The organism is Galbibacter sp. (genome assembly GCF_035306585.1).
In the GTDB taxonomy this organism is placed as follows: domain Bacteria; phylum Bacteroidota; class Bacteroidia; order Flavobacteriales; family Flavobacteriaceae; genus Galbibacter.
Genome location: NZ_DATGNU010000051.1, coordinates 24693 through 37380, shown reverse-complemented (window position 1 = coordinate 37380; position 12688 = coordinate 24693). Strand labels below are relative to the sequence as shown.

Annotated in this window: 13 protein-coding genes; 8 read left to right on the top strand and 5 right to left on the bottom strand. The window is 38.4% G+C overall.

Going from position 1 to position 12688, the window contains the following annotated elements:
* Position 1: 1 nt before the first annotated feature.
* Positions 2-1267: a kynureninase gene (kynU, locus tag VKY50_RS06105; protein ID WP_324299918.1), complete on the bottom strand. Its 1266-nt coding sequence runs from the start codon at positions 1265-1267 to the stop codon at positions 2-4.
* 331 nt (positions 1268-1598) lie between these two features.
* Between kynU and VKY50_RS06100 the strand changes: the two genes are divergently transcribed.
* Positions 1599-2264: a M15 family metallopeptidase gene (locus tag VKY50_RS06100; protein ID WP_324299916.1), complete on the top strand. Its 666-nt coding sequence runs from the start codon at positions 1599-1601 to the stop codon at positions 2262-2264.
* A 25-nt stretch (positions 2265-2289) separates the two neighbouring features.
* On the opposite strand, the gene VKY50_RS06095 is transcribed toward VKY50_RS06100, so the two are convergent.
* Complete coding sequence (locus VKY50_RS06095; RefSeq protein ID WP_324299914.1) at positions 2290-3810, bottom strand: GH3 auxin-responsive promoter family protein; 1521 nt, start codon at positions 3808-3810, stop codon at positions 2290-2292.
* Positions 3811-3848: 38 nt separating this feature from the next.
* Between VKY50_RS06095 and VKY50_RS06090 the strand changes: the two genes are divergently transcribed.
* Entirely contained in the window at positions 3849-4655 is an 807-nt protein-coding gene (locus VKY50_RS06090; RefSeq protein WP_324299912.1) for a DUF2797 domain-containing protein, read from the top strand.
* A gap of 28 nt (positions 4656-4683) precedes the next feature.
* Here VKY50_RS06090 and rpsU read toward each other — a convergent pair whose 3' ends face one another.
* Positions 4684-4878: a 30S ribosomal protein S21 gene (gene rpsU, locus VKY50_RS06085; protein ID WP_324299910.1), complete on the bottom strand. Its 195-nt coding sequence runs from the start codon at positions 4876-4878 to the stop codon at positions 4684-4686.
* Between the two features lie 59 nt (positions 4879-4937).
* Positions 4938-5132: a cold-shock protein gene (locus VKY50_RS06080; protein WP_324299908.1), complete on the bottom strand. Its 195-nt coding sequence runs from the start codon at positions 5130-5132 to the stop codon at positions 4938-4940.
* Between the two features lie 379 nt (positions 5133-5511).
* Here VKY50_RS06080 and VKY50_RS06075 point away from each other — a divergent pair, with 379 nt between their 5' ends.
* Positions 5512-5988, top strand: a complete 477-nt coding sequence (locus tag VKY50_RS06075; protein ID WP_324299906.1) for an ankyrin repeat domain-containing protein — start codon at positions 5512-5514, stop codon at positions 5986-5988.
* 19 nt (positions 5989-6007) lie between these two features.
* Here the strand turns inward: VKY50_RS06075 and VKY50_RS06070 are convergent, their stop codons facing one another.
* Positions 6008-6706: a Crp/Fnr family transcriptional regulator gene (locus tag VKY50_RS06070; RefSeq protein WP_324299904.1), complete on the bottom strand. Its 699-nt coding sequence runs from the start codon at positions 6704-6706 to the stop codon at positions 6008-6010.
* A gap of 78 nt (positions 6707-6784) precedes the next feature.
* On the opposite strand from VKY50_RS06070, the gene VKY50_RS06065 reads away from it, so the two are divergent.
* The 5 genes from VKY50_RS06065 to VKY50_RS06045 all read left to right on the top strand — a co-directional run bounded on the left by VKY50_RS06065 (position 6785) and on the right by VKY50_RS06045 (position 12679).
* Positions 6785-9154 carry a heavy metal translocating P-type ATPase gene (locus tag VKY50_RS06065; RefSeq protein ID WP_324299902.1) on the top strand — a complete coding sequence of 790 codons (2370 nt, stop codon included), beginning with the start codon at positions 6785-6787 and terminating at the stop codon, positions 9152-9154.
* A gap of 62 nt (positions 9155-9216) precedes the next feature.
* Positions 9217-9402: a cbb3-type cytochrome oxidase assembly protein CcoS gene (ccoS, locus tag VKY50_RS06060; RefSeq protein WP_324299900.1), complete on the top strand. Its 186-nt coding sequence runs from the start codon at positions 9217-9219 to the stop codon at positions 9400-9402.
* A 12-nt stretch (positions 9403-9414) separates the two neighbouring features.
* Positions 9415-11625 carry a cytochrome-c oxidase, cbb3-type subunit I gene (gene ccoN, locus VKY50_RS06055; protein ID WP_324299898.1) on the top strand — a complete coding sequence of 737 codons (2211 nt, stop codon included), beginning with the start codon at positions 9415-9417 and terminating at the stop codon, positions 11623-11625.
* Positions 11622-11810, top strand: a complete 189-nt coding sequence (locus tag VKY50_RS06050; RefSeq protein WP_324299896.1) for a CcoQ/FixQ family Cbb3-type cytochrome c oxidase assembly chaperone — start codon at positions 11622-11624, stop codon at positions 11808-11810. Before ccoN ends, VKY50_RS06050 begins: the two co-directional genes overlap by 4 nt.
* Positions 11807-12679 carry a cbb3-type cytochrome c oxidase N-terminal domain-containing protein gene (locus VKY50_RS06045; protein ID WP_324299894.1) on the top strand — a complete coding sequence of 291 codons (873 nt, stop codon included), beginning with the start codon at positions 11807-11809 and terminating at the stop codon, positions 12677-12679. The genes VKY50_RS06050 and VKY50_RS06045 overlap by 4 nt, the downstream gene beginning before the upstream one ends.
* Positions 12680-12688 lie beyond the last annotated feature (9 nt).

Here is a 12688-nt window from a genome sequence, read left to right as displayed (position 1 = left end):
TTTAAATTCCAGCTTTCAAAATTTGACCGAATTCATATAAATCCTCAAAGGAATTATAAAAGGGAACAGGAGCCAAGCGAATCACATTGGGCTCTCGCCAATCCACAATGACTCCGTTTTCCATTAAATAATCAAATAATTCTCTTCCTTTACCATGTACAAATAAAGAGAGCTGACACCCACGATCTTTTGGGGTAATAATCTCTATGGCCTTTTTCTGATTACTCTTTATATTTATGTCATCCAATATGAATTCTAGGTATGCTGTTAGTGTTTTGCTTTTAGTATGTAAGGCTTGCATACCTACCTTTTCGAACATTTCTAAGGAAGCTAAATACGGTGCCATGGTCATCACAGCAGAATTACTAATCTGCCATGCATCTGCATTTTCCATCGGCTCAAATTCTGGCTTCATCTGAAACCGCGTTTCTTTTTTAGTACCCCACCAGCCTTCGAAACGTGGAATATCTTTACGATTGTGATACTTTTCATTAATGAACACTCCAGAGGCATTCCCAGGGCCACTATTCATATATTTATAGCTGCACCACGCCGCAAAATCTACTTCCCAGTTATGCAGCTCAAGAGGGATGTTACCAGCGGCATGAGCAAGATCCCAGCCAACCATAGCACCTGTTTGTTTTGCTGCCTGTGTAATTGTTTTTATATCGAATACCTGACCGTTATAATAATTAACACCTCCGATAAGCACCAGGGCCAATTCATCCTTGTGTAACTTGATCTTTTCTATAATATCAGAAGTTCTCCAGTGGTTTTCTCCTGGCCGTTTTTTTAATTCAATAAGGGCATCGTTAGGATCAAGTCCATGTGTTCGAAGTTGACTCAAAAACATATACTGATCCGACGGAAAAGCTTTTTCTTCACATAAGATTTTATAACGGTTTTTTGTGGGATTGTAAAAGCTTACCATCAGTAAATGAAGGTTGACCGTTAAGGTATTCATGACAGTAACCTCACTGGGTTTTGCACCGACCACTTTAGCTAAAGGCGCTGCTAAACGTTGGTGATAATCCCACCACGGTTTTTCTGCATAGAAATGACCTTCTACCGCTAAAGTTCCCCAGTCATTTAATATCTCATCGAGAAAACCACGGGTTCTTTTTGGCTGAAGCCCTAAGGAATTCCCTGTAAAATACAACACGTCTTTATTATTGAACTGTGGAAATATAAACTGCTTTTTATAGGAACGTAAAACATCCTTGGTATCGAGCATTTGGGCAAATTCTCTTGTATTTTTAAATTCCATATTCTCTAATTGGTTTAAACTCTTCTGATGAACTATTGGTTGCTTTTAGAACCAAAGCTCCATTCTTACCAACTGGCTTCTACTGCTTGCGATTCTAGTATAGAAATGTAATTATTATGACCTTCACAAAGGTATCATAAAAAGTTTAGTATTCTTTTTTTGCCTCGAAGTATTTCCATCTAAAGGGGTTGTAGAAACTATCCATTTCGAAGTAAACTCTCCTTAACCATCAACTTCAGTCCACTTATAAATTGTATCTTTATCTCAAACAACATCAATTATTTTGAAAACATCTTTTCTATTTTTTATTTTCTGCCTAGTCATTAGTCATATGTCATGCCTAGCACAAGAAAACTACTCTATTGAGGTCTTAACAGGTAAAACTTCCCTAGCCCTATTTGGTGATGGAATTGGTTTACAAAAACAAGCCTACGATGCCTTTATAAAAATGAAAGCTGAGGCCGAAAAACAAGGGATTGAAATTCAAGTAGTCTCAGGACATCGCGATTTTTCTAGGCAAAAATCCATATGGAATCGAAAATACAAGGCTTATACTGCTCAAGGAATGAGTCCCGTGGAAGCTATGGACAAAATCATTGAGTATTCTACCTACCCTGGAACCTCTAGACACCACTGGGGAACTGATATCGATATTATCGATGCTGCAGCAACTTATAGTGGTAATGTGTTGGTTCCCGAAAAATATGAAGGAGATGGCCCGTTTTGCAAACTCAAAGAATGGATGGATGAAAACGCTCAGAAGTTTGGGTTCTATCTAGTTTACACTGACAACCCAGATCGAAAAGGTTTTTATTACGAACCATGGCATTATAGTTATAAACCTATCTCCAAACCCATGTTAGAGGCTTATCGAAAATTAGATATTGCCCATATCATTAAATCGGAAGACCTTCTTGGAAAAAACCATATGACGACTGAATTTATCAATACTTATATTGAAGAAAATGTGTTAGGGATCAACCCTGACTTAAAATAAAGATACTTGCTAATAGAAGGCCGTATTAATTTTCGTTGTTCATTTTTAGTAACTCCTCTAAGTAATGCCTATTACTGGAGAGCCTAGGAATTTTATGTTGTCCTCCTAGCTTATCGTATTTCTTTAACCAGTCATAAAACAAATCTTTTCTGCCTACGTGTAGGATTGGTGGATTCAAAGTCATATTGTTATAGCGCTTGGCCTCGTAATCCGAATTCACTGCCTGTAGCGCAAGATCCATTTCCTTGCGGAAGTTATCCAAGGACTCCGGCATTTTTCTAAATTCGATGATCCACTCATGACCTCCTTTGTCCTTTCCTTCCATAAATACTGGCCCAGCTGTATAATCAACAATCTCGGCTCCTGTTGCCTTACAAGTTCTTTTTAAAGCTTCTTCGGCATTCTCAATAATTAATTCTTCACCGAAAACATTGATATGGTGTTTTGTTCGTCCAGTGACTTTTATTCTGTAAGGATCCTTGGAGGTAAATCTGACAGTGTCCCCAATAAGATAACGCCATAATCCAGCATTGGTCGTAATTACGATGGCATAATTGGTATCTAAAGTCACCTCCCATATGGGCAATACTTTTTCATTTGGAGTACCATAGGTGTCCATAGGAATGAACTCAAAGAAAATTCCATAATCCAACATCAGTAACAACTCATCCGAATCGTTTCTATCTTGAATTGCAAAGAAACCTTCAGATGCATTGTATATTTCGTAATACCGGAAACTTTGACGCGGTAATATACGCTGGTATTGTTCTTTATAAGGATGAAAACTCACCCCTCCGTGAAAGTAAACTTCAAGGTTTTCCCAGATCTCAAATAAATTAGACTTCCCTGTATCTTCTAAGACTTTGTTTAAAAGCACAAGCATCCAGGAAGGAACACCAGCCAAACTGGTGACATTTTCCCCTACGGTTTCTTGAACTATAGCGGAAAGCTTGTTCTCCCACTCACTCATCAAAGAAACCTTATTACTGGGAGTACTACTCATTTCCGCCCAAAACGGCATATTATCAATGATAATGGCCGATAAATCACCAAAAAAAGTTTGGTTGCTTTGATAAAGCTCCTTACTTCCTCCCAAACGTAAACTCTTCCCATCAAAAAGTTTAGATTCCTCATTATTATTAAAATAAAGGGATAACATGTCTTTACCGGCCTTAAAGTGACAATCCTCAAGGGACTCTGTACTTACTGGTATAAACTTACTCTTCGCGTTGGTGGTTCCGCTACTTTTAGCAAACCATTTAATAGGTGTGGGCCAAAAGATATTCGACTCCCCTTTTCTGGAACGCTCAATCATAGGCTCAATATCTTCATAGCGAACAATGGGCACACGTTCGGTGAAGGTTTTATAGGAGCTGATTTCCGAGAATCCGTATTGTTTTCCAAGCTCTGTATCGCTGGATCTACTCAGTAAATGGTTCAGCACTTCAGTCTGCACCTCAGCAGGATATTTTAAGAACAATTCCATCTGATGGAACCGCTTCTTTAGAAACCAGGAAGCAATAGAGTTAATTAGTGGAAATGACATATTTTGATTTATATTTGCTAAAAATAGCAAAAACTTTTATGATGTTCGAAGGTGTACTGACCAAAATGCGCACAGAAAATACCAAACCCGTTAGTTACTACTTAGTTTTGGACACCAACTATATTCATTTCAATCAACTGCTCAATAAAACCATCCGCATAAAATTTTTGAGATTTGCGTGCTTGAGTTGCCATAACGATAAGCCTATTTACAGACAAGGGTTTTGCAGAAGTTGCTTTTTTGAAACTCCTAAAGCCGCAGACTGGATCATACGCCCTGAATTAAGTCAAGCACATTTAGAAATAGAGGACCGGGATTTAGCTTATGAAAAAGAAATGCAATTACAGCCACATATCGTATATCTAGCAAATTCCAGTAGCATCAAAGTCGGTGTAACTCGAAAAAATCAAATCCCTACGCGATGGATCGACCAGGGTGCTCATGAAGCATTAGAAATTCTTGAAACACCTAATAGATATCTCGCTGGTATTGCAGAGGTTGCGTTAAAGGAACATGTATCGGATAAAACCAACTGGCGAAAAATGCTTCAAAACGACATCAAAGATGAGGATCTAAAGGCTTATGGGGCTGCATTAAAGAACTATTTGCCAGAGGAAGTAAAACCCTATTTTATAGAAGATAATTCAGAGACCAATATTGAGTTTCCAGTAGAGGCCTACCCCGTGAAACCTAAAAGCTTAAACCTTCTTAAAACACCAGAATATCAAGGCGTCTTAAAGGGAATTAAGGGACAATACTTAATCTTCGAAGACCAAACCGTATTTAACGTCAGATCTAATGAAGGTTTGGTGGTGGCCATTGATGTGATTGTAAATAAAGACTAGAAAATAGTTAAATAAAAAAGCTAGATGATTATTCCTCTAGCTTTCTTTGGTATTCTTGCTTGTAAATTGCTTTAGCAATCTGCACTCTACGCTCTTGTGACTTCTTAGTAAATTGTTGATTGTCACGTAGATTTCTAAGCTGTTGTGTTTTACGGTATTTTTGTTTGTAACGTTTCAAGGCACGATCAATATTTTCGCCTTCTTTAATGGGTATTATCAGCATATTATATATTTGAGATTAAAAAAACCATCTATTTTGTAGATGGTTTTCATTTTTTTGTCTTAGTCTATTACTTCAACGTTTACAGCGTTCATTCCTTTTCTACCTCTTTCGGTATCAAATTTAACGCGGTCGTTTTCGTTGATGTTATCTATCAAACCAGTTTCATGTACAAAGATATCTTCTTTAGTGTCTTCTGTGGTGATAAATCCAAACCCTTTTGTTCTGTTGAAGAACTTAACTGTTCCTTCTTTCATATTAAAATATTTAAAAAATGTATAAAACTCGATACCCATTAAACAACTATCAAAAGAGAAGTTGTCTAAGATATCTATGGAATAAAGTCAAAAAAGATGAACTGAAAAATATCGGATGGATAAATAACACCAAATTTTATTAGGCTTCATAACACTGCTGCAAAGTAACGTCTTTATTTTAAAACTAACTATTTATTTTCCGATTATTTTAAATTCACAGAAGTACTCTGCCTGGTTTTACTACTTTTCGTGGGCTTTAGTATACTAAGATAATGTGAAGATTGAACTTTCAAAGATTAAAATCCCTAAAAGATTTAGGCAAAAGTTGTATTTTTGAGTTGAAAGTTAAAAATTTTAAAAAACAATACTGCAACCCTTTATGAAAACAGAAGAATTTTTTGAAGCCATTCGAACTGGAGACGTCGCTAGGGTTTCTGCATTTTTACATGAAATTCCAACACTTACCAACCTTAAAGATGCTAGAGGATCAACCCCTTTACTTCTAGCAACTTATTACGGACACAAGGAGGTTACACAAACCATATTAAGCTTTGAACCAGATGTCAATATAAAGGATGCCTCGGGCAATACTGCTCTGATGGGAGTGTGCTTTAAAGGGTATACAGATATTGCAAAATTATTGATCGAACATGGCGCGGATGTCAACTTAGCCAACGGAAATAAAGGTACCGCCTTGATTTATGCAGCAACCTTTGGAAAGACAGCTATCGTAGAATTACTACTTTCAAATAATGCCGATCCATCATTAAAAGATGCCAATGGATTAACAGCCTTAGATCATGCTAGAATGCAAAACCTTACGGAGGTAATTAACATATTAGATAATCACAACTAACCCACATTTTATTGGCGGCTTACTCTTCCGCTATTTGTTTAAGCTTCACTTGATCGATGATACCCACATTCTTCCCTGTCAATTGAATGAGTCCTTCCTTGGAGAAATTGGCGAACATTCGAATCATGGACTCAGTGGCAGTTCCGACAAGATTCGCATACTCTTCCCTGGAGAGCTTTAAACGAAGATTTTTATCCTTATCCTCACCAAACTCCTCTTGTAATTCTAATAAAATGGTGGCAAATCGAGCACGCACCGTTTTATGGGCCATTCGCACAATTTGATGATTGGCTAACTTTAGATCGTAACAGATATCATTGATAATCTCATTGGAAAAATTGGAATTCTGTTTAAAGACTGTTAGAATATCGGTCTTAGGTATAAAACACACCTGCATATCTTCTACCGCGATGGCGCTTAAACTAACCGCATCATCGCTAACAATACTACGCTGACCTAGAAGATCGCCTCTTCTTATAAATCGAACGATTTGATTTCTGCCATTGGAAGATAATTTAACTAATTTACAAACTCCAGACTTAACACAATAGACTCCTTTTAGGTGATCACCTTCATTAAAGATATAGGAACCTTTCTTAATTGTTTGCCCCGTTTTGCACTCGGACATATACATTAGTTCCGATTTATCAAGGGTTTTTAAAGCGCTAAATTTCCGCACAATACACTGACTACATTTACTCATATCCAACTCTTGCATAGGGCTCCATTTTTATGACAAATATCATAAATTTTCCGCACTTCTTTACTGAAATTTGCACATCTTTCATGGGAAATTATGGGTAAATCTTGTTTTCATTGTGGTATTGAGTTCGAGAACGAACCTTTTGTAGTGGACCAAAAGGATTTTTGTTGTAATGGATGTAAAACGGTCTATGAAATCCTGAGTGAGCACGATTTACATTCCTACTACGATATGGAGAAAAATCCAGGGATCTCACCTGCACAATTTACAGGCAAATATGACTATCTTGATAACAAAGATATTTCGGATCAGCTACTCGAATTCAATGAAAATGGCATTCAGATTGTCAATTTATTTATTCCAAACATACACTGTAGTTCATGCATTTGGGTTTTAGAACAAGCCAATAAACTCAACCCCCATATAAAAGATGCTCAAGTAACCTTTCCTAAGAAAACGGTTCGCTTGGTGTACAATTCCAATTCCCTGTCGTTAAAGCAGCTTGTGATACTATTGGCCTCTATCGGTTATCCGGCCAAAATTAACCTAGAGAACAAGCATACCGAAAAACAAGTAACCGATCGTAGCTTACTCTACAAAATTGGGGTCGCAGGATTTTCGTTCGGAAATGTCATGCTACTGTCTTTCCCAGAATATTTTGAGGTAAATGAGTTTTGGTTAGATCAATACAAACCGCTGTTTCGATGGCTGATGTTTGCCTTCTCCTTACCCGTTGTTTTTTATGCGGCATCGGATTATTTTATTTCAGCCTACAAAAGTTTAAAAAAAGGCATTTTAAATATAGACCTTCCGATTGCTCTTGGGGTTTTTGTATTATTTACCAGAAGCACCTATGAAATTATAGCGCAAACGGGACAAGGGTTCTTTGACAGTCTTACGGGCTTACTGTTCTTTCTTTTAGTGGGGCGTTATTTTCAACAAAAAACATACGCCTTTTTATCCTTCGAGCGCAGTTATAAAAGTTATTTCCCTATTGGAGTCACCCTTATAAAGGATGGAAAGGAAGAGAATATACAGGTTAAAGAGGTGAAAAAAGGAGATCGTATACTCATTAGAAATGAAGAAATTATCCCAGTAGATTGCATTCTTTTAAAAGGGAACGCTGAGATTGATTACAGTTTTGTCACTGGTGAGTCTAACCCTATTCACAAAAGTCTTGGTGAGAAAATATATGCTGGGGGAAAACAAAAAGATCAGCCCATTGAGATCCAAGCTCTGCGAAGTGTTTCTCAAAGTTACTTAACACAACTTTGGAGCAAAGACACCATGAAGCACCAAGAGAAATCCCAGGATTTTGCACTGACCAATAAAATCAGTAAGTATTTTACATTAGTAATCCTTGTGGTAGCCTTCTCGACCCTAGGCTTTTGGCTATGGTGGGATGCAGGGTATGCCGCCTATGTTTTTTCTGCCGTATTAATAATTGCATGTCCATGTGCACTAGCTCTTGCGGAGCCTTTCACCTATGGCAACCTTCTGCGTATTTATGGCAAGAGGGGTTTTTATCTAAAGAACGGACAAGTGATAAACCGAATGGCTGAGATCAGCAGTATTATCTTCGATAAAACAGGAACCATTACCGCTAATGATCAAAGTAAAATCCAATATCATGGAATGGCGCTAAATGCGCATGAAGAGGCCTTATTAAAAAGCACCCTGCGCGGATCAAATCACCCTTTGAGCAGGCAACTCTACCACATGCTACGTTCTCAAAACATCCTTACCATGGATGACTTCAAGGAAACAGCTGGCAAGGGAATAGAAGCCACTTTTGAAACGGATACTGTAAAAATTGGTTCAGCCTCATTTTTAAATCACAAAGCATCCTCAGGTATTGAAAACACCGCTGTACACATAAGTACTAACAGTAATTATAAAGGAAAGTTTGTGGTGCAAAATAAATATAGGGAAGGTGTTTTTGAATTATTTAAAAACCTTAGCAAGCACTATGAAATAGCCATCCTTTCCGGAGATAATGCCCAAGAAGCGGAGCATCTAACAAAGCGTTCTCCTGGGGGAACAAAAATGTTCTTCAATCAAAAACCAGAGGATAAATACAACTACATCAATGATCATCAAAGAGAGGGTACAAAAATGCTCATGGTCGGGGATGGTTTAAATGATGCGGGAGCGCTTAAAGAGAGTCATGTAGGTATTGCAGTTTCGGAGAATGTGAATGTTTTTTCGCCTGCCTGTGATGCTATCTTGGATGCTTCCAAACTTAAAAACCTTGATAAATACCTTCATCTGAGTAAAAAAGGAGTTCGAATAATTCACCTGAGTTTTGTGATTTCCTTTCTGTATAATGTGATTGGATTATCCTTTGCCGTCACGGGAAATTTATCCCCTGTGGTAGCGGCTATTTTAATGCCATTGAGTTCCATTAGTATTGTTGCATTCACGACCCTTAGCACCTATTTGGTCAGCCGTAAATTAACATGACATTTATCATAATTTAAATGATTTGGTCATCCTAATTTTGCAACGTAAAGAAAGCTATTGCTATGAGTGTAATTTACATCCTGATATCCCTTAGTATCATTATTGCAGTTGTCTTTTTCACTGCTTTTATCATTGCGGTGAAAAATGGCCAATTTGACGATAGTCACACCCCCGCTATTCGAATTCTATTTGATAGCGAATCCAAGCAAAAACAAACAAATAAACACAATAAATTACTGAATAAATAAGAGTCTTGAACTATGGAAATAGAACAGTTTTACTATGACAATAAAATTGTCAAAAAATTCCTTTATGCGACCATGTTTTGGGGTCTCATTGGAATGGGTGTTGGTTTGCTCCTGGCCTTTCTATTTGTTTTCCCACATCTGACCGATGGGATCTCGTGGTTGAGTTTTGGAAGACTTCGTCCATTGCATACCAACGCGGTGATTTTTGCCTTTGTTGGTAATGCTATTTTTGCAGGGGTATATCATTCACTGCAGCGGTTGTTAAAGACCCGAATGGCGAGTGACTTTTTAAGTAACTTCAATTTCTGGGGTTGGCAGCTCGTTATTCTATCCGCTGCGATCACCTTACCTCTTGGGTATACATCATCCAAAGAATACGCCGAGTTGGAATGGCCAATTGATATCCTTTTAGCCCTAGCATGGCTTGCTTTTGGAGCCAATATGATTTGGACTATTTTAAGGCGAAGAACACGCCACCTCTATGTGGCAATTTGGTTCTATTTGGGGACCTTTGTGACTGTAACTGTACTACACATCTTTAACAATATAGAACTTCCTGTAAGTTTTATGAAGAGTTATTCGGTATATGCTGGAGTTCAAGATGCACTGGTTCAGTGGTGGTATGGGCATAATGCTGTGGCATTCTTTCTAACCACACCCTTTTTAGGTCTGATGTATTATTATGTCCCAAAGGCGGCCAATAGACCCGTGTATTCCTATCGTTTATCCATTGTTCACTTCTGGTCTCTGATCTTTATTTATATCTGGGCTGGACCACATCACTTATTGTATACTGCCTTACCTGAATGGGCACAAAACCTTGGGGTAGCCTTTTCAGTGATGTTACTTGCGCCTTCATGGGGAGGAATGATCAACGGATTATTAACCCTTAGAGGAGCCTGGGATAAAGTACGGGTTGATCCGGTATTAAAATTCTTTGTCGTTGCGATCACCGGTTATGGGATGGCTACATTTGAAGGACCACTTTTGTCCTTAAAAACGGTCAATGCCATTGGACATTACACTGATTGGATTATCGCACACGTTCACGTAGGGGCCCTAGCATGGAACGGTTTTTTAACCTTTGGTATGATCTACTATCTAGTGCCTCGATTATTTAAAACAAAACTATATTCTATCAAGTTGGCCAACACCCATTTCTGGCTAGGAACTCTTGGTATTATCCTATATGCCATCCCTTTATATGTGGCAGGTTTTACACAGGCATCTATGTGGAACCAATTCAATCCTGATGGAACTTTAGTTTATGGAAACTTCCTTGAAACCGTTACCCAGATCATCCCTATGTATGCGATGAGAGCTGCTGGAGGAACCCTTTACTTACTTGGTGCGGTTATCGGAATTTACAATGCTATTATCACCATCCGTAAAGGTGTGAAATTAGAAGATGAATTAGCTACTGCTCCTCCACTTGTAAGGGTATCAAGGCGGAAACTCGCTGGGGAGACCTTCCACGGTTGGCTAGAGAGAAAACCTGTACAGTTAACCATTTTGGCTACCATTGCAATTTTAATAGGTGGAATTGTTCAGATCGTGCCAACTCTTATGGTCAAATCAAACATTCCTACCATAGCCAGTGTAAATCCATACACGCCCCTAGAACTTGAAGGACGCGATATTTATATACGAGAGGGTTGTGTGTCTTGTCACTCTCAAATGATACGCCCTTTTAGAAGTGAGGTGGAGCGCTATGGCGAGTATTCTAAAGCTGGAGAATATGTCTATGATCACCCATTTTTATGGGGAAGTAAGCGAACTGGACCTGATTTACATCGTATCGGTGGTAAATACAGTGACTCTTGGCATTTCAATCATATGTACGACCCGCAAAGCACCTCTCCAGGAAGCATCATGCCTGCATACCAATGGCTGATTACCGATGAGCTTGATCGCTCCCACACACAGGACAAAATGAAAGTCATGGTAAAACTAGGGGTCCCTTATACCGAGCAAGAGATCGCTAATGCCCAGGAGGATATGGACGCCCAAGCATCGAAAATAGAAGAGAATTTATATCAAGATCCTAGCTTTAAAGAATCCTATGAGGCCGATAAAAGAGCAGCTGCGGTACGTGGTGAGGATTTTGTTGAAATGAGAAACCGTGAAATCGTTGCCCTAATAGCCTATCTACAACGATTAGGTACTGATATAAGCATCGATTTTGAACAAGATAGTCAACAGCCTAAAAAGCAATCATTATGATGAAGTTTGTCAAAAATTATATGGATTCCATTGATGGGGTTGCCATATATCCGATCATCTCACTACTAGTGTTCTTTATATTTTTTGTTCTTCTTTTTTGGTGGGTTGCCACTGCTAAAAAGGATTACTTACAAAAAATGAGTCATTTACCCTTGGATATCAACGATAAAACTGACAAAAAATGAGAACATTTACATCCTATCTTAGAGTATTACTTATCCTAACAGTCGTTTTTATATTGGCAGAATACTTTATTGATTCAGGGGATATTCCAGCCTTTATAAAGTACCCAGAAGTCGCACTATTCTTAGGGCTTTTTGTGGTGCTCCTCATTGGCTTAGAGATCATGATAGCCGCAATGAACTCAATTACCCAAGCAATTTCTCCACAAAAAGACCTAGCGCAAGAAAAGGAGCATGAATTTGCGTGGTTTAAGAAGATTGTGGATAAACTCATGGATTCAACACCTTTAGAAAAGGAAGCAGAAGTCATCATGGATCACAATTACGACGGCATACAGGAGTTGGATAACACCTTACCTCCATGGTGGAAATATGGCTTTTACGCCTCCATAGTATTTGCGATCATTTATTTGGTTCGTTTTGAAATCCTAGGAGCCGATAATCAATATGTGGAACTTGAAAAAGAAGTTGCCGCGGCCACCATAGCCATTGAGGAATATAAGAAAACCGCTAAGGATCTTATCGATGCTGATAATGTCGTTTTATTAACAGAGGCATCCGATTTAAAAGCTGGCGAAGGTATTTATAACACACTCTGTGTCGCATGTCACCGTATGGATGGTGGCGGTGGTATTGGCCCAAACCTAACCGATGAGTATTGGATTCTAGGGGGCGGTATTAAGAACATCTTTAATACCATTTCTGAAGGAGGTCGTAGTGGAAAAGGGATGGTCTCTTGGAAACAATCCCTAAAACCTTCAGAAATTCAACAAGTAGCAAGTTATGTAATGAGTCTTTCAGCGAACAATCCTGTGGATGGTAAAGACCCAGAAGGAGAAATTTGGAATGATGATAGCGCAGCTATAGAATAATTCATTAAT